This window comes from Aeromonas sp. Marseille-Q5825 (assembly GCF_946892685.1).
Classification (GTDB): domain Bacteria; phylum Pseudomonadota; class Gammaproteobacteria; order Enterobacterales; family Aeromonadaceae; genus Aeromonas; species Aeromonas rivipollensis.
In genome coordinates this window covers 61912-79920 of the sequence record NZ_CAMPOU010000002.1, presented here as the reverse complement: position 1 = coordinate 79920, position 18009 = coordinate 61912, and the positions used below count along the sequence as shown (strand labels likewise).

At 63.9% G+C, this 18009-nt stretch carries 13 protein-coding genes and 1 tRNA gene; 4 read left to right on the top strand and 10 right to left on the bottom strand.

The window, feature by feature from the left end; translation table 11 throughout:
- Positions 1-5 precede the first annotated feature (5 nt).
- The 4 genes from glpC to OC537_RS07140 all read right to left on the bottom strand — a co-directional run bounded on the left by glpC (position 6) and on the right by OC537_RS07140 (position 5063).
- Positions 6-1208 carry an anaerobic glycerol-3-phosphate dehydrogenase subunit GlpC gene (gene glpC / locus OC537_RS07155; RefSeq protein ID WP_262110604.1) on the bottom strand — a complete coding sequence of 401 codons (1203 nt, stop codon included), beginning with the start codon at positions 1206-1208 and terminating at the stop codon, positions 6-8.
- Positions 1209-1311: 103 nt separating this feature from the next.
- Complete coding sequence (glpB, locus tag OC537_RS07150) at positions 1312-2589, bottom strand: glycerol-3-phosphate dehydrogenase subunit GlpB (protein ID WP_262110603.1); 1278 nt, start codon at positions 2587-2589, stop codon at positions 1312-1314.
- The gene (glpA, locus tag OC537_RS07145) at positions 2586-4262 is read right to left on the bottom strand and encodes an anaerobic glycerol-3-phosphate dehydrogenase subunit A (RefSeq protein ID WP_410050462.1); all 1677 of its coding nucleotides are present in this window, start codon (positions 4260-4262) and stop codon (positions 2586-2588) included. The genes glpB and glpA overlap by 4 nt, the downstream gene beginning before the upstream one ends.
- A gap of 333 nt (positions 4263-4595) precedes the next feature.
- Positions 4596-5063 carry a YchJ family protein gene (locus tag OC537_RS07140; protein ID WP_262110602.1) on the bottom strand — a complete coding sequence of 156 codons (468 nt, stop codon included), beginning with the start codon at positions 5061-5063 and terminating at the stop codon, positions 4596-4598.
- 128 nt (positions 5064-5191) lie between these two features.
- Here OC537_RS07140 and OC537_RS07135 point away from each other — a divergent pair, with 128 nt between their 5' ends.
- The 4 genes from OC537_RS07135 to OC537_RS07120 all read left to right on the top strand — a co-directional run bounded on the left by OC537_RS07135 (position 5192) and on the right by OC537_RS07120 (position 10421).
- Entirely contained in the window at positions 5192-6859 is a 1668-nt protein-coding gene (locus OC537_RS07135; protein WP_041205651.1) for a methyl-accepting chemotaxis protein, read from the top strand.
- A gap of 104 nt (positions 6860-6963) precedes the next feature.
- A complete protein-coding gene (locus OC537_RS07130) occupies positions 6964-8175 on the top strand; it encodes an ROK family protein (protein WP_106886644.1) in 1212 nt (403 codons plus the stop codon).
- Entirely contained in the window at positions 8172-9755 is a 1584-nt protein-coding gene (locus tag OC537_RS07125) for a sensor histidine kinase (RefSeq protein WP_262110601.1), read from the top strand. Before OC537_RS07130 ends, OC537_RS07125 begins: the two co-directional genes overlap by 4 nt.
- Complete coding sequence (locus OC537_RS07120; RefSeq protein WP_171276254.1) at positions 9756-10421, top strand: response regulator; 666 nt, start codon at positions 9756-9758, stop codon at positions 10419-10421. It abuts the gene before it with no gap.
- A gap of 61 nt (positions 10422-10482) precedes the next feature.
- Here the strand turns inward: OC537_RS07120 and OC537_RS07115 are convergent, their stop codons facing one another.
- The 6 genes from OC537_RS07115 to OC537_RS07090 all read right to left on the bottom strand — a co-directional run bounded on the left by OC537_RS07115 (position 10483) and on the right by OC537_RS07090 (position 17965).
- A complete protein-coding gene (locus OC537_RS07115) occupies positions 10483-12015 on the bottom strand; it encodes a tripartite tricarboxylate transporter permease (protein ID WP_262110600.1) in 1533 nt (510 codons plus the stop codon).
- Between the two features lie 9 nt (positions 12016-12024).
- The gene (locus tag OC537_RS07110) at positions 12025-12486 is read right to left on the bottom strand and encodes a tripartite tricarboxylate transporter TctB family protein (RefSeq protein ID WP_025327141.1); all 462 of its coding nucleotides are present in this window, start codon (positions 12484-12486) and stop codon (positions 12025-12027) included.
- Between the two features lie 42 nt (positions 12487-12528).
- Positions 12529-13494 (bottom strand): tripartite tricarboxylate transporter substrate binding protein, encoded by a 966-nt coding sequence (locus OC537_RS07105; protein ID WP_005327879.1) that lies wholly within the window; start codon positions 13492-13494, stop codon positions 12529-12531.
- A 204-nt stretch (positions 13495-13698) separates the two neighbouring features.
- The gene (locus OC537_RS07100; RefSeq protein WP_262110599.1) at positions 13699-15222 is read right to left on the bottom strand and encodes a lytic transglycosylase F; all 1524 of its coding nucleotides are present in this window, start codon (positions 15220-15222) and stop codon (positions 13699-13701) included.
- 209 nt (positions 15223-15431) lie between these two features.
- Positions 15432-17117, bottom strand: a complete 1686-nt coding sequence (locus tag OC537_RS07095; protein WP_025327138.1) for an aspartate:alanine antiporter — start codon at positions 17115-17117, stop codon at positions 15432-15434.
- A 772-nt stretch (positions 17118-17889) separates the two neighbouring features.
- Positions 17890-17965, bottom strand: a tRNA-Asn gene (locus OC537_RS07090).
- Positions 17966-18009 lie beyond the last annotated feature (44 nt).

The window sequence follows — 18009 nt, the reverse complement described above, 5'->3', positions numbered from 1 at the left end:
GTCGGTCAGGCCAGCGCCTGGGCCAGCAGGTGGATCGGATGCTCGCAGCGGAACGCCGTGCTCATCTCGATCTGCCATTTACAGGTCTCGCAATCGGTGATCACCAGATCGGGGGAGAGGCGATTGATCTGATCGAACAACCCCTCACCTATGGTCTGGCTGGTCTCGTAGTTCTCCGACTTGAAGCCGTAGGTACCGGCGATGCCGCAGCACTGGGAGTCGAGCACGGTCACCTTGACCCCGGGAATGGCGCGCAGCAATTCGAGGGTGTAGATGACGCCCCCCATCTTCTCCATGTGGCAGGGGGTGTGGTAGGCGATGTGCAGATTGAGCGGCTTCATCGCCGGTTTGTTGCCCCGGTAGAACTCGTTCCACAGGAAGCGGGTCACCAGGGAGATGCGATCCCGCACCTTGCGGTTGTCCTGTTCCAGCAGGTGGGGGTATTCGTCCCTCAGGGTGAAGCCGCAGGTGGAGGAGGTGGCCAGGAGCGGCATCTCGTTGCCCAGCAGGCAGTTCTCCATCTGCTTGATGTTGAAGGCCGCCTGCTGCTTGGCCTTGTCCATGAAGCCGTTGGCAATCAGCGGCACGCCGCAGCACTTCTCCCGCTCCAGCAGCTGGACACCAATGTTCATGGCGTTGAGCACCTGCACCAGCTCCTTGCCGAGCTGCGGGTGGTTGTAGTTGACGTAGCAACCGTGGAAGTAGGCGATCTGGCGCGCAAAGCGGGCCTGAGACTCTTTTTGCTTCTTGTACCAGCCGCGGAAGGTGCCCTGCGAATATTTGGGCAGGTCGCGGTGGGAGGAGACCCCCAGCGCCTTGTCCAGCGCCAGCTTCATCGGCTTGAGCCCCGTGGTGAAGTTGACCACGGGCGCCATCAGGGTGGACATGCTGCCCATCAGATCGGTGTGGGAGAGCACGAACTCGCGGATCCCCGGTTTGAAGCCGCTGTACTGGTGCTTGGCCTTGGCGATGATGTCGCCGATGCGCACCCCGCTCGGGCAGGCCACTTCACAGCGCTTGCAGTTGGTGCAGTGCTTGAGGGCGCTGTCAAAGAGCTCAGGGCTCTTGATCCGCAGCCGCTCCCCATCCGGGCCCGCCTGCTTGGGGCCCGGGTAGGCCGGGTTGGCCTTGGCCACCGGGCAGTAGGCGGTGCAAACGGTGCATTTGATGCACTGATCGAAGGTTTGATTGGCGTGATCCAGTAGCATGATTTACTCCTCCCGGGCCGGATTGAAAGCGCAAGGGACGCGGCAATGGGATTGTCGAGCGGGCAGCGCTCTGCCCGCAGTCAGGAAATGCAGGGTGGGCATCTCACACCCCTGCCAGAATATGACCGGCGGCCTGCCAGCCGGTGGCGACGGCGACCCCGGAGCCTGAACCTTCTCGAACGGGATCGTAGTGGGCCAGCACGCTGCCGGCGCCATAGAGGTTGGCAAGGGGCTTGCCGCCGCGCAGCACTCGCAGCTGGTCGTCCGTCTTGACCCCGAAGCCCATGAAGGGGTGGTGGTCGAACAGGCGGCGACCGGCCCAGGCGTCGCGCTCGGGGAGGCTCAAGACGTCGGCGTCGAAGATGGGCTCGCGAATGCCCCCAAGGCGGGACTCCAGGCCGCGGCTGAAGAAGCTGCCGGAGGCGAGCACGAAGTGGTCCGCCTCGAACAGCTGATCGTCGCCGTTCTGGCTGTGAACGCCGATCACCCGATCGCCGTCGTAGCGGGCGCCCAGCACCCGCTCGCTGGTGAGGAAGGTGCCGCCGAGGGTCAGGAAGCGGCGCTTGAGGGCCTCCTGCATCCGCATCCCGATGAGGGACGGCGGCATGGTGGCCACCTCCTTGATGGTGCAGCCGGTGCGCGCCTCCAGCTCAGACAGGCGGGGACCGACCAGTCCGAGCGACAGGCAGGCGGGCAGCACTATATGGCGGCAGCCAGGCTCGCCGCACTCCTTCACCATGCGGCCTATCTCGCGGGCCAGATCCGTCAGCAGGTCCTGCCTGTCGTGTTGCTGTTTGTCAAACAGGCGGGCGATGTCGGCGGAGCGAAACTCGTGGGGATTGCGGCTGAACGCGGCGAGCTGGGGCAGGCGAATTTCACCGGTCAGGATGCGGCAGTGGGCGAAGCGCGCGTGGGTGGCCAGATTGGCGGCCGCCAGCGCCGGGTGGAAGTCGCGAAAGCCCTCGAGCGTCGCCAGCAGCAGGGCGTCCGGGGCGGGCGCCTCCGTGACACAGGCGCAGGTCTCGGGGGAGAGCCAGGTGGATTTCAGGGTGCCGATGGGGGTCAGCCGCTGATGGTTGCGCTCCTGGCGAAACAGGGGCAACCCCTGCTCGTGGCAGTGGCGCTGCAGATCCGCGAGGCTAGCCTCTATATTGGTCAACCCCACCTTGCTGTAGGGGTGATCCGGATGGGCGGCCATAAAGGCGGGCAGGGCGGCGCGAGGGTCACCTTCGCTCTCCAGCAGATCCACCGAGCCGGAGGAGAAGTGCAGGGCGCTCTGGCCAGAGGCCATCAGCAGGGTCTTCTGGCCCGCCTCGGCCAGACGCAGGGCCGCCGACAGGCCTGCCATGCCGCCGCCTATCACGATAGTGTCAAATTTCATGGCTGCACTCCTTGGCTGGATGGGCGGGACGAGGTCCGGGCGAGGGGAAAGGGGGGATCGCTCACCAGATGGGGCGCCGTCCACTCCCCCAGACCAAAGAGCCCTTCGTAGATCCAGTAGGTAAACTCGGCTTCGCGCAGGGCATCCCCCCAGAGCACGGGGCGGGTCCCCTTGTAACGCTCCTCCAGGAACTGGCGCAGCATGACGCAGGCCTCACGGCCATCGGCCTTGCCGTACTCCTGCATCAGACCGGCGGCGCGATAGGCGCACAGCTCTCCCTGACAGGGACCCATGCCCAGACGGGTGCGGCGGCGCAGATCCACCAGGTTGTCCACGTCGAGCTCGCGCAGGGCGTATTCGATTTCGCCTGCGGTCACCATCTCGCACTCGCAGATGAGGGCGTTGGCCTTGGGGTTGTCACGGAAGAAGGCGATGACCCGCTCGCCGTGGCGGTACTGGGCCGAGCCTTCGGCGGGCACCGAGAGACCGGGGGCCGAGACCTTCTCCGGATCCCGCGAGCCGGGCAGATTGAGTTCGGCGGTGCGGCAGGGCCGGGAGTTGCCGAGCTTGTTGGCGACGAGATCGGTGGCCCACTCCGCCATCAGGCGGTAGGTCATCAGCTTGCCGCCGGTGATGGTGTTGAAGCCCTTGAGACCGTCGCGATCGCTGTGATCCAGCAGCACTATGCCGCGGCTGATGTTGCGGCCGCTCTCGTCACCGTCCACCGCCACCAGGGGGCGTACCCCGGCGTAGGCGCGCAGCAAGCGGGTGCGCGCCATGATGGGGGCGAGCTTGATCCCCTCGCGCAGCAACACTTCGACCTCTTCGGGTTCGACGGTGAGCTGATCAATCTTGTTGTAATCGATGCGGCTGGACGTGGTGCCGATGAGGGAGATGGTATCGCCCGGCACCAGAATGTCCGCGTCCGCCGGCTTGCGGGCGCGGTTGAGCACCAGCTGGTTGATGCGGTAATCCATGATGAGCAGGGAGCCCTTGGCCGGGAACATGCGGATGCCGAGATCGGCGTATTCGCAGATTTGCTGGCCCCAGATGCCGGCGGCGTTGATCACCTCCTGGCACTCCACCTCGAACGCTTCGCCGGTGCGGGTGTTGATGGCCTTGACCCCATGGACCCGATCTTGCGTGCGCAGCAGCCCCAGCACCTTGCTGTGGGTGAAGATGCGGGCGCCATGTTCCTTGGCATCCAAGACGTTTGCGGCGGCCAGGCGGAAGGGATCGACGGTGCCATCCGGCACATGAATGGCGCCTATCATCGCCGGGTTGGCGTTGGGTTCGAGCCGCAGCGCCTCGCGGGGATCCAGCTGGCGGGTGTCGATACCGGCCAGGGCGCAGGCATCCATAAAGGTACTTTGGAAATGGATGTCATCTTCCGGCAGGGTGACAAAGAGGCCGCCGGTCGCTTCCACGCAGTGGCTGGCGATCCGCTTGAGAATGCGGTTCTCCTGAATGCACTCGCGGGCGGACTCCGGATCCGTCACCGCGTAGCGAGCCCCCGAATGGAGCAGGCCGTGGTTGCGCCCCGTGGTGCCTGCGGCTATGTCATCCCGCTCCAGCAGGATGCAGTCGATGCCGCGCAGCGCGCAATCGCGCATGATGCCGGCCCCGGTGGCGCCGCCGCCTATGATGACGACTTCTGTGGTTATTCTTTTCATTCTTGCCCGTCTCATCTCGTCCAGATGGGGTCAGTGTGGCGCCTGTCTGGCTGAAAATGTTTGATATGGGCCAAATTAATGTTCGCAAACGCTCATAAATGGTGAGGTTGATGAGCGAACTGTGACCATAGTCACATCCCGATCAGGGCGGGGGCTGGGCCGGCACCTCAAAAAAGTGAAAAGCGGGAAGGGGAATACGGGATAGAGCAGAGAGTCGAGAGCAGAAAGTCGAGAGCAGAGAACCGAGCAGAGAGAGGAAGGGGCAGATGGCGGCTCGCCCCTGATGGACGGCGGGGAGGCGATGGCCGCCCCGCAGCCGCGCGGGCCAGGTCCTCAGCCGCAGCACTTCTTGAACTTCTTGCCGCTGCCACAGGGGCAGGGGTCGTTGCGACCGACCCGCAGGGGGACGGGATCCTGCTCGCCCTCGGTGTAGACCCAGCGCCCCTGGTAACGCACGAAGCGGGAGCGTTCATGTAGGCAATGGCGCAGGAAGGGGCGCTCATCACCCTCCAAGAACCAGGCCTTGAACTCCACCATGCCGCTCTCATCGGCGGGGCCGCCCTGGGCGGCCAGGATCTCCAGCCCATCCCAGCGGGTGTCGGTGCGGGAGAGCTCCTCCACGGTCAGAGGGCCCAGATAGTCCGGGTGCCAGCTGTGGACCAGATAGTCGCCGAGCCCCAGCACGAAGGCGCTGTAGCGCGAGCGCATCAACTGCTCGGTGGTGGTGGCGGCTTGGCCTGCGTGAAGCGCGCCGCAGCATTGGGGGAGAGAAAGAGAGGATCCGCAAGGACATTGGCTCATGGGTCGGTTCATCGGGTCGATATAGAAGATGGCGGGATTGTAGCGAAAGCGGCCCCCCCTCGGCCAGCATCCCATGCCGATGCAGTAGGAACTGAACATCAAGAATAAACAGCAGAAAGGATTACACCATGACACTTAAGCAGAAGATCCTGTTACTGGGGGCCATCCCTGTGCTGCTGATGGCCCTGGTGGTCAACCTCAGCAACTACCTGGTGGCCAGGAGCGACCTGGAGTCCGAGCTGGTGGTGGCGAGGGACAAGGCGGTCAAGGAGCGCAAGGCCCTGCTCAGCAGCTACCTGATGCTTGCCAAGACGGCCATCGACAAGGTCTATGCCGAGCCGGACAGCCCGGAGGCCCGTGCCCGGGTGAAGGAGATCCTGCGCCCCTTGCGTTATGGCAGTGACGGTTACTTCTTCGTCTACGACTTCCAGGGCAATACTCTGCTGCTGCCCACCCGCCCCGAGGTGGAGGGCAAGAACCGCTGGCAGGACAAGGATACCAAGGGCACCTTCCTCATTCAGGAGATAGTCAAGGCGGCCCGTGAGGGGGATGGCTACTCGGAGTACTGGACCAACAAGCCTTCCATAGGGCGGGATGCGCCCAAGCTCTCCTTCAACCTGGTGCTCGACAAGTATCAGTGGGTGGTGGGGACCGGCTTCTACATAGATGACATCGACACCGAGCTGGCGGCCCTGCGCAGCGAGCGCGAGGAGAACATGCACGGCTCCCTGCAGAGCAGCGTGCTGCTCATTCTGGTGATCCTAGGGGTGACCCTGGCGGTGACAGTGGTGCTTGGCAACAGAGTCACCCGGCCGCTGGCGGATGCGGTCGCGGCCCTCAATGACATCGCCGATGGTGAGGGGGATCTGACCCGACGCCTCAAGGTGCAGAGCGAGGACGAGGTGGGCCAGCTGGCCAGTGCCTTCAACCGCTTCGTGGAGCGGATCCAGTCGGTGGTGAGCCAGGTCGGGGAGACCAGCCATCAGCTGCTGGGGGCCGTGGACAGGCTGCACAGCTTGAGCGAGCACGCCGACCGGCAGATGCACGGCCATGGCCGTGAGACGGATCAGGTGGTCACCGCGGTGACCGAGATGAGCTCCACCGCCCAGGAAGTGGCGGCCAGCGCCTCCAATGCAGCCACGGCCACCAGCGACGCGGCGCGGGAATCCGATGCGGCCCGTGAGGTGGTGGGTAGCGCCATCGGCAGCATCAACCGCCTGGTGGAGGAGGTGCACACCGCCTCCGGGGTCATCGAGCAGCTGGCCCAGGAGACCGGCAAGATAGGATCCGTGGTGGAGGTGATCCGCGGCATCGCCGACCAGACCAACCTGCTGGCCCTGAATGCGGCCATAGAGGCGGCCCGGGCCGGTGAGCAGGGACGCGGTTTTGCGGTGGTGGCGGACGAGGTTCGTTCGCTTGCCGGTCGCACCCAGCAGAGCACCAAGGAGATCAACGAGATGCTGCAACGGCTGCAGGGGGGCGTGCGCCAGGCGGTGGAGGTGATGCAGGCGAGCGAGGCGCGCAGCCAGGAGACGGTGCAGGAGGCGAGCCACATTGCCAGCTCCCTCGACAGCATGGTGACGGCGGTCAGCACCATCAACGACATGAACATCCAGATAGCGACCGCCGCCGAGGAGCAGCATGCGGTCTCCGAGGAGATCAACAAGAACCTGGTGGCCATACAGCAGATTGTCAGCGAGCTGACCGAGGCCGCCGGGGAGTCCAACACCACCACCCGCGCCCTGGCCGGCACGGGTGACAAATTGCGTCAACTCGTCTCCCGCTTCCGTTACTAGTCACATTTTTGCCGTCTGGACGTCATTTCCAGACGGCAAATTTGGGGATCGGCGCAGAATGTGGGAAAATCGCGCCATTCGTTCCTTTCGTTAGCCCCTACCCTATGAATGAGATCGTGAAAGGCAGTATCGATTTGATCCGTCAGCTCAACTACGGCCTGGTCTACGCCAGCCTGGAAGAGCACAAGGAACTGTCCCGTACCGATCTGTCCCGTTTGACCGGCCTCTCACCGGCCAGCATCACCAAGATCACCCGCGAACTGCTCGATGGTGGTCTGGTGGTCACCTGTGGCGAGAGCTCGGTGGGCCGTGGCCGTCGTCAGACCCTGCTGCGCATCAACGAGCGCCGCTTCCAGTTTCTCTCCATGCGTCTTGGCCGCGGCTACGTGGACATGGCCCTGTTCGATCTCGCCGGTCACTCCCTGGCGCGCCATCGCCACCTGTTCAGCGAGTCGGAACGCGAAGACCTGCTGGCCAGCCTGGTGCGGGCCATCGAGGGCTTCTTGCCGAAGAAGGCCCTGCGGCTGGCCTGCATCGCCCTCTGCCTGCCCGGGCAGGTGGAGCGTCACTCCGGCATGGTGAAACACTTCCCCTTCTACGATCTGCGCAACTGGCCCCTTGGTCCGACCCTGCAAGAGGCCTTCGAGGTGCCTGTGCTGGTGAGCGGTGACGTGCGCACCTGGATCCAGGCCGAGCGGGAGTGGGGCGCCGCCAGGAACTGCGCCGATGCGGTGCTGGTGTTCGTCCACAACGACATAGGGGTGGGCATGGTGGTCAACGGCCAGCTCATTGAGAGCGAGTCGGCCCTGCTCGGGGATCTCAGCCACCTGCAGCTCGAACCCTATGGCCAGCGCTGCTACTGCGGCGGCTTCGGCTGCGCCTGCACCCTGGTCACCAACCAGGCCCTGGAGGCCCAGTACCGGGACCTGCGCGAGCGGATGCAGGAGCATGATCTGCCGGCGAGCGTCAACATCCGCGAGCTGTGCGAACTGGCGTTGGCGGGCAACAGCCTGTGCCAGGACATACTGCACCAGGCGGCGGGCCGGCTCTCCCGAGTGCTTGCCAATCTCATCTGCCTGCTCAACCCGGGCAAGCTGCTGCTGGGGGGGGAGATCACCCGGGCCGATCGGCTGCTGTTCCCCATGCTGCACCAGTCCCTGGCGAGCCAGCTGCCTGCGGAATACCTGGTGCGCCTGCAGATCGAGTCCACCCATTTTTACGAAGATCCCACCAAGCCCACCTCGGTGCAGGTGCACAAGGCCCTGCGGGATGGCAGCCTGCTGCTCGACCTGTTGCGAGGTGACAGGGAGGCATGAGGCTCGGGTTGCAAGGACGCATCCTGCTCATGCTCTGCCTGGTCAGCCTGCTGCAACTGGTGCTGCTGAGCGGGGCCAGCTACTACTACGTCGCCGAGCAGCGCTACCGGGAGGTGGGGGATCAGGCCCTGGACGTGGCGCGGCTGGTGGCCCGTGAGCCCGGCGTCATCGCCGGGGTGAAGCGGGCCGATAGCGCGCGGCTCAACGTGCTGGTGGAGCGGATGCGGGCCGAGGTCGGCGCCAGCTATATCGTCATCGGCGATGAGGAGGCGCGCCGCCTGGTGCACCCCAATGCGGACCGGATAGGCAAACCCATGATGGGGGACGATCCTGCCCGCGCCCTGCAGGGGGAGTTCTACATCTCCCGCGCGCAAGGCTCCCTCGGGGTCTCGGTGCGCGGCAAGGGGCCCATCCGGGATGAGATGGGCAGGGTCATAGGCGTGGTCTCGGTCGGTTATCTGGTGCGGGACATAGAGGCGGACCTGCAGGGCTTCCTGCGTTTTGGCCTCGCCATGACACTGCTCATAGTGCTGCTCAACAGCGCCGCCGCGGCCTGGCTGGCCAAGCGCTACAAGCGGGCCCTGCTGGGGTTTGAGCCCGAGCAGATAGGGCGCCTCTATGCGGAGCTCGACTGCACCCTGCGCACAGTGCGCGAGGGGATACTCACCATAGACGAGCAAGGCAGGCTCACCTCCCTCAACCCCAACGGCATCCGGCTGCTGCGCCTCGATGAGCGGGCCGCGCAGGCCGCCATAGGCCAGCCCGTCACCCGCTTGCTGCCCGGCAGCCGCATGCTCTCCCTCATTCAGGATCCCCGGCCCCAGTATGACGAGGAGATAGTGCTCAACGGCCAGTCCCTCATCGTCAACCGGCTGCCCCTGGTGCAGGAAGGCCGGCTGATTGGCGCCGTCTCGAGCTTTCGGCGCAAGGACGAGCTGGCCGAACTCAGTGCCCAGCTCTCCCAGGTGCAGGCCTACAGCGATCTGCTGCGGGTACAGACCCACGAACACAACAACCAGCTCGGCACCATAGCCGGTCTCATCGAGCTGGGGGCCACCCGGGAGGCGCTCGCCTTCATCGGCCGGGAGGCGGCCACCGAGCAGACTCTGCTGAGCTTTTTGATGGGGGCCATCGCCAAGCCCAAGGTGGCGGGCCTGCTGCTTGGCAAGTACCACAGGGCCCACGAGCTGGGACTGGTGCTGGAGGTGGATCCGGATTCCCGCCTGCACGACATTCCCGCCCGGGTCAGCGGCTCCCAGCTGGTGACCCTGCTTGGCAACCTCATCGACAACGCCTTCGAGGCGACCCGCCGCCACGGCGCCCCCTACCAGCCGATCCGGGTCTCGTTGAGCGATCTCGGCCAGGATCTCATCCTGGAGGTGGAGGACGGGGCCGGTGGGGTGGATCCCGCTTTGGCGGACAGCCTGTTCGAGCGCGGGGTCAGCAGCAAGGCGGAGCACGGCCACGGCATTGGGCTGGCCCTGGTGCGCAAGACCCTGGATGCCCTGCAGGGGACCATCACCATCGAAGCCACGGCGCAGGGAAGTTGCGTCGTCTGTTACATTCCCAAGGAGGTGTGAGTGATCAAGATCTTGATCGTCGAGGATGATCCGGCCATTGCCGAGATCCACCGTCGCTTCGTGCAGCGGCTGGCGGGGTTCGAGGTGCTGGGGGTGGCGCTCACCCTGTTCGATGCCAGAGAGCAGATAACCATACTCAAGCCCGATCTGGTGCTGCTGGACGTGTGGCTGCCGGACGGGGAGGGCTTCTCCCTGTTGCGGGAGCTGCGCCAGAGCGGGGCCCACCTCGACGTCATCCTGCTCACCGCCGCCCGTGAGGCCGCGGCACTGCAGGAGGCGATGCGCCTCGGGGTGGTGGATTTCATCTTGAAACCCGTGGTGTTCGAGCGACTGCGCGATACCCTGGGTAACTATGCCGAGAGCCGCGCCGCGCTGGCGGCCCTGGCGGACATCGATCAGCAGGCGGTGGATGCGCTCTTTGGCACCCCGCTGCAACAGGTGGCGGCGGGCGGCCTGCCCAAGGGGATAGACGCCCTCACCCTGCAACGGGTGCTGGCGGCCCTCAATCAGCAGGGGGCCAGTGCCGAGGAGATAGGCAATAGGGTCGGGGTGAGCCGCACCACGGCGCGCCGCTACCTGGAGTTTCTGGTGGGTCAGCAGCTCGCGAGTCCCGAGCTCGAATACGGCACCGTCGGGCGGCCGGAGCGGCGCTACCGCCAGCGTTGAGTGGCAGGTTCACATCCCAAAAAAAGAGCGCCTGTTGGCGCTCTTTTTGTGATGGCTGGGATCAGGTCGGGTCGGATTGCAGGGTCGCCACCGGCGTGCGACGAGCCTGCCACCACTGCCAGAGCGGCAGCAACAGCATCACCAGGGTGACCAGGGTGAAGCCCAGGGTGATGGGGCGCTCCCACAGGAAACTCAGGGAGCCGTCGTTGATCACCAGGGCCCGGCGCAGGTTGTCCTCCAGCATGCCCCCCAGGATGAAGCCGAGCAGCATGGGGGCCATGGGGAAGTCCAGCAGGCGCAGCCCTATGGCCACCAGGGCCACCAGCACCATCACATAGATGTCCATGGTGTTGAAGGAGACCAGATAGACCCCGATCAGCGAGAACAGCAGCACCATGGGGATGAGCACGGGGCGCGGCACTTGCAGTATCTTGGCCAGGTAGGGAATGAGCGGCAGGTTGAGGATCAGCAGCACCACGTTGCCCAGATACATGGAGATGATCACCGACCAGAACACATCCGGGTGCTCCATGAAGAGGCGCGGGCCAGGCTGGATGCCGTAGGCGATGAGGGCCCCCAGCATCAGGGCCGTGGTGCCGGAACCCGGGATCCCCAGGGTCAGCAGCGGCACGAAGGCCCCGCTGGAGGCGGCGTTGTTGGCCGCTTCCGGCGCGGCTATGCCGGTCAGGCTGCCCTTGCCAAACTCGTCCCGTTTGTCCTTGCGGGCGAAGTTGCGCTCGGCCCCATAGGCCATGAAGGAGGCGATGGTGGCACCGGCCCCCGGCAGTACGCCGATGAGGAACCCCAGCACAGAGGAGCGGGCTATGGGGGGCGCTATCTCCTTCACTTCGTCCCGGCTCAGCTTGAGGGAGCCGAGCTGCTGCATCTTGCTCGCCTCCTCCTGGCTGGTGTCCTTGCCCGGGCGCAGCACCGTCATCAGGATCTCCGCCAGGGCGAAGGTAGCCATGGCCAGCAGCAGGAAGGAGAAGCCATCGCGCAAGTCCGGCAGGCCGAAGGTGAATCTGTCCACCCCGACGCTGCGGTCGATACCGACGGTGGAGATCATGATGCCAAACAGCGCCATGATCAGCGCCTTGAGCACCTGGCCCTTGCCGGCGAAGGCCGCCACCGCGGAGAGCCCGAGCACCATGAGGGCGAAGTAGTCCGCCGACTGGAAGGAGAGGGAGACCTTGGCGAGCAGGGGGGCTGCCACCATCAGGAAGATGGCAGACAGGGTGCCGCCGACGAAGGAGGCGTAGGCAGCGATGGCCAGCGCCTTGCCCGCCTGCCCCTTGCAGGCCAGCGGATAGCCGTCGATGGCGGTGATCATGCTGGCGGAGCAGCCCGGGGTGTTGATCAGGATGGAGGCGGTGGAGCCGCCGAACATGGAGCCGTAATAGACCCCGGCCATCAAGATGATGCCGGAGGCCGGATCCAGCCCGTAGGTGATGGGGATCATCAGGGCGATGGCGGTGACCGGGCCCAGCCCCGGCAGCATGCCGATGAAGGTGCCGACGAAGCAGCCGACCACCACCATGAAGAGGTTGATGGGCATCATGGCGGTGCCGAGCCCTTGCAGGATTCCGTCTAACATGGGTTCTCCTTATCCCAGCAGCTGGGTGAACAGCCGACCCGGCTCGAGATAGACATTGAGCCCCTTGGTCAGCAGGGCCCAGAAGATGAGGGTGAAAGGTATGCTCACCTTGCAGGCGAAGGCGAGGCTGCGCTCGCCCATCAGCAGTATGCCGCCGATGAGGAACAAGATGGTGGCGATGAGGAAGCCGAGCCAGCCGAGGGCCAGGCCATAGACCAGCATCAGCCCCAGCAGGGCGAACACCAGTCGCCAGTTGCCGGACTCCTTGCCCAGTCGCTCTCCTCCCGGGGAGCAGATCAGGATCAGGGAGAGCAGGACCCCGACACCCGCCAGGGCATAGGGCAGGGTGCTGGCGGTAAAGGGTTCATATTCGTCCCCCGGGTAACCGGGGATCTGGGTGGCGTGATAGCCGTAGGCGAGGGAGAGCAGCAAAAACAGCAGCCCCCCGAACCTTTCCTTGGTCAGTCGCATGATGACTCCGATGGGCGGGCCTGGCCCGCCACGGGCTGAGGGTTACTTGATGAAGCCGAGCTCGCGCATCAGGCCGCCAATTTGCTGCTCCTGACTGTTGAGGAAGGCAGTGAACTCGGGACCGGCCTGATACTGGTTGATCCAGCTGTTGCGCGCGCGCACCACTTCCCATTCCGGCTTGTCGTACATCTGCTTGAGCAGGGCGGCGAACTCGGCGGATTGCTCGGGGCTGACGTCGGGGGAGGCGAAGTAGCCACGCCAGTTGGCAAAGACGGTGGGGTTGCCCTGCTCGGAGAAGGTAGGCACCTGGCTGGCGTCCGGCATCCGCTCGGGGGCGGTGACGCCGAGGATCCGCATCTGGCCGGACTTGACCGCCTCCATCGCCTCGCCAAAGCCGGTGGAGAGCACCTGGGTTTCCCCCGCCAGCACAGCTGCCATGGCGCTGCCACCGGCGTCATAGGCCACGTAGCGCAGCTTGCCGGCATCGGCCCCCGCATTCTTGAAGGTCATGGCGGCCACCAGGTGATCCAGGCTGCCACGGGCTGAGCCGCCGGCAATCTTCACCTTGGCGGGATTGGCTTCATAGGCGGCCAGCAACTGGGCCCAGTTCTGATAGGGGGAGTCCAGGGGTACCGCCAGCGCCTGATAGTCGGCGATGATGGCGGCGACCGGGGTGAGATCCCGGAAGGATTGCGGCAGCTCCTTGGAGAGGGACTTGACGATGATGGGGGTGGAGTTGACCAGCAGCGTCTTGTCGGACTGGGCCGAGGTCTCGATCAGGTGGGCGATCGCCTTGGCGCCGCCGCCGGCCGAGATGTTCTGGTAGGAGGCTGTGGTGATGAGGCCGGACTTGGTGAGGGCCTCGCCGGTGCCACGGGCCGTGTTGTCCCAGCCGCCGCCGGCGCCGCCCGGGATCAGGAAGTGGACTTCGTCTATCTTGGCCTGGACGCCGAGGCTGGCGCCCAGCAGGCAGCAGAGCAGGGTGCGCTTGAAGGTTCCTTGCAACATGGTGTTCTCCTTGTGATTGTTGCCTGGAGGTTAATTAATCGTGTCTGATTGGAAAACAATCTGGCCGTAATGGCTATTAAGGCTGTTGTGCCCATTCTGTTCATTCTGGTCATGGGGAGAAGGGGTCTTTTCGCCTAAAAAGAGGCGGGGCTCGCCTCTGGTGAAGAGGGAGCCCCGCCTGCAACTGGCCTTGGTTTGAGCTGCCTATGATTTCTCTGCCGCCGAGACTTTCTCGACCATCTTCTCCTGCTGCTTGAGAGTCTCTGTGGCCTGCTCCTTGAGCTGCAACTGCTCCATCACCAGCTTGTAGGCGATGTAGTACTTGTAGATGTTGCCCACATAGGTCACTGTCTCCGGGCCTATTTTCTCCGCCGCCACGTACTCGACGTTGTGGAACCACACATTGGGATCCAGCCCCCGCTTCTTGGCCTCGGCCCGCAGCCGCGCCACCCGGGCGGGACCGGCGTTGTAGGAGGCAAACGAGAACAGCGCCTTGTCGAGGGCCGTCATGGGCTCGTCGGCGTAGTAGTGATCTATCATCCAGCGCATGTATTTGACGCCGCCGTGGATGTTGGGCTCGAGCTGGCGGATGTCCCCCACCTTGAGCCCCTTCCCGGTAGCGGGCATGATCTGCATGATGCCGATGGCGCCGACGTGGCTGCGCGCCTTCTGGTTGAGGGCCGACTCCTGATAGCCCTGGGCCGCGATCAACAGCCAGTCCACATCGTATTTGCCGCCGTATTCACGAAACAGCTCCACCACCTGCAGGAATTTCTTGCGCTCTGCCTCGGCGGCCGCGCTCTTGATGAACTTGTTCTGCTTGAGGTAACGGGCCAGGATGGCCTCGCCGGTGGCCTTGCCCCGCAGCGCCTTGATCTGCTCGTTGAGCATGGTGAGCAGTTGGGGGCTCTCCTTGCGTACCGCCCAGGCGATGATGCCGCCGTCGCGGAACACGGGCTCTTCGTGGATCTGGATAGCCGGGAAGATCTTCTGCCAGAAGCGGGCCTTGTGCTCATCCATGACGATGAAGGGGAGCAGGCCCGCATTGACCATCTCCACCAGATCTTCATCCTCCAGCACCTCGGAAGCGGGCTGGATGTCGATGAGGGGCTCTCCCGCCTCCTTGCGCGCCTGGTTGTAGGCAATGAGGCTCTCGAAGTAGCTGGAGGAGGGCCTGACATAGATGCTCTTGCCCCCCAGATCGGCGGCGCTCTCCACCTTGGGGGAGTCCGGCCCCGAGATGAGCAGCTCGCGCACGTTCTCGATGAGGGGGGCGCTGAACTCCACGCCCTGCTGCTTGCGCTTGTCCGTGATGGTGAGGTTGGCGGCGGCGATGTCCCCCTTGCCGTCGATGAGGGCCTTCAGCAGGTTTTCCCGGGCGACCGGGATGAAGACGAAGTTCAGCTTGAGGTGGCGCTTGATGGCCTTGTCCTTGCGCAGTTGCTCGTTGAGCCGCTTTTCAACCTGCATGAAGGCGTCGTAGGTGACCCCCCGTTGCACCCCCTTGTGGATGAAGTAGCCGGTCTTGTTGTAGGTGGTCAGCACCCTGATGGTGCGCCGCTCCATCATGGCGTCGAGATCCCCCAACATGGGCTTGGCGAGCTCCTCGCTGGCGAAGGTGAGGGCGCTGCGCTCCTCTGCTTCGGTTGCCGCCTTGTCCGCTTCGGCACTCCAGGCCAGTGGCAGGGAGCCCAGTACCCAAAAAAGGAAAATCCATAAGCGTTTCATAAAGATCACCTCACTCGTTTTACTGAGTGTAAGTGCCGCGCAGGGGGGGCTTTAGCTCTTTGAGTTTCATCGACGCCATCTGATAGCACGATTATTGCTATCCAGCGCAGAGCCCCCATTGGCCATTGAAAAGCCCTCAGCCCCGCCAACAAAAGAGGGAGCCCTTGGGCTCCCTTTTCGCGGTTTACATCCTGTCAAGGCGACCCGGGCTAGAACCAGAAGCCGATGATGAAGGAGCCCGCCAGGGTCAGCATCACGTTGGCCACCGCATAGGTGCCGGCGTAGCCGAGCGCCGGAATCGAGCTGTTGGCGGCCTCGTTGACCACATCCATGGCCGGGGCGCAGGTACGGGCCCCCGTGATGGCCCCGAGCAGCAGGGCCGGGTTCATCTTCAGCACCCAGACCCCGAACAGGTAGCCCACCAGCACCGGCAAGGTGGTCACCAGCATGCCGGAGAAGAGCACCACCACCCCCACCTCGCTGAGGTGATCCAGGATGCCGCCACCGGCCTTCAGGCCAGTGCTCACCATAAAGACCGCGAGGCCGAGATCCTTGGCCAGGCGCAGCGCCCCCGGCGGCACATAGCCGACCGTCGGGTGGTTGGCCCTCAGGTAACCCATCAGGATGCCCGCGAGCAGCAGGCCGACGGCGTTGCCGAGGCCGAACTCTATCTGGCCGAACACCAGGGAGACGGAGCCGATGAGCAGGCCCAGCACGAAGAAAGTGGTGAAGGCCACCAGATCCGTGGTCTGGCTGTGGATGCTGATGAAGCCTATCTTGTTGGCCAGCAGTTTTACCCGCTGCTTCTCGCCGCTGATCTGCAGCACGTCGCCCTTTTGCAGCATGATGTTGCGATCGAACGGCATCTCGATCTGGGAGCGCACCACCCGGTTGAGGAAGCAGCCCTTCTCGGTGAGGTTGAGCTCCACCAGATGGCGGCCCACCACTGAATCGTTCTTCACCACTATCTCTTCGGTGACTATCTGCAGGTCAAGCAGGTTGCGATCAAACACCTCCTTGCCGTTGCGGTAGTTGACGTCCAGCTTCTCGTGGCTCTCGGGATAGCCCACCAGGGCGATCTCGTCCCCCTCCTGAATGACGGCGTCACCATCCGGGCTTGCCAGAATGCCGTTGCGGCGGATCCGCTCCACATAGCAGCCGGTGTGGGGGTAGATGCCGGTTTCGCGCAGGGTGCGGCCACCTATCCAGGCGGCGAGCTCGGGGCCGACCCTGTAGGCGCGAATGATGGGCAGATAGGTCTTGCGGCTCTCGCTGTCGGAGAGTCCCCGCTCGCGGGCTATTTTTTGCGCCTCTGTATTGAGGTCGAGTCGTGCCAGGGAGGGGAGGTAGCGCACCACCAGCATCAGCCCCACCAGGCCCACCAGGTAGGTCAGGGCGTAGCCTATCCCCATGTTGTCGAGCACGGGTTGCATGTCGGTGCCGTGGGGCAGGTTGAGCAGGCCGCTGCGCAGGGCATCCTGGGCCCCCACCAGCGCCGGGGTCGAGGTGAGCGAGCCCGCCAGTATCCCCGCCGCCATGCCGGGCCCCAGGTTGAAGAACTTGGCCAGTCCCACCGTCAGCAGCAAGGCGGTCAGCAGGATCACCAGGGTCAGGGTGATGTAGTGGATGCCGTCGCGCAGGAAGACGCTGAAGAAGTGAGGGCCAGCCTCGATCCCCACACAGAAAATGAACAGCATGAAGCCGACGTTCTCGGTCGAGGTGGAGAACTGGAACCCCATCTGGCCAAACAGCAGGGCGGTGAACAGCACCCCTATGGTGTTGCCAATCTGGAAGTTGCCGATGCGCACCTTGCCCAGCAGCAGGCCGAAGGCCAGCACCACGAACAGCAGCAGGGAGTCGCTTTGATGTAGCAGTGTCACGAAATCTATGGTCATGCCCGGAAAAACCGAGGAAAAAAGTGGGGCCGATATTGTGCCGGATCCCTCATCAAGAAAGAAGCGCGAAAGCGGATTAACAGCCAGTTAAGTGCTGGTCTCCCCGGGGAGGGGAGGGTTGCGCGGGCGACTTGGAGAAAATACCTCTATTTTCCGCTGCCGTTCTTGCTGTCAATGAGTGATTTATGCTGTCGGCGGGGGAAGGCGTGACAGCCCTGTGGACAATTTATTACCTGCTGCGCAGGGGGCGATTGAGCATGGTTTTCAGCATTTTTGACTGGTGGTGATAGAGGGATGCAAAGGAACCCTTTTTGCCGTCAGGGGGAGGCTGACCCATGGCACGGGGCATGGCGAAAAAAAAGCGGGAGAAAGAGGATGTCTCGCCCCCGACCGACCCATTTAGGGGGGAGGGCAAAAACAGGAGAAAATGGGGGGCGAGGTGTTTCGCCTCGCCAAAGCGGAGACAATCGCTGCCAACCTAGGCCTGCATTGGGTTTGGCACACTTACCCACAGAAACTGTGGATAACCCTGTTCATGAAACTTGGTGATCAGCCTGCAAGCCGCGCCAATACTGGGGTGCAAGCGCTGTTCAAAAAATACCGGCAAAAAAATGTTTCTATAAAAATCAAATAGTTATACGCAGCAGAACAAAACGCTGCTGGCCAGGAACCGGGGATCAAATGGGGAGTGCGCCGCGAGGGACGGCTTGTGCATTAAAATTGGCAGAGGAAAGCACTAAAGTGGATAACTTGCACCGAGATGGTGAGGAATTGGCTCCCCCGACTGGACTTGAACCAGTGACATACGGATTAACAGTCCGCCGTTCTACCGACTGAACTACGGGGGAACATCAGGCAAGGAGGAGCATCATACAGAGGTCGCATTTCGGGG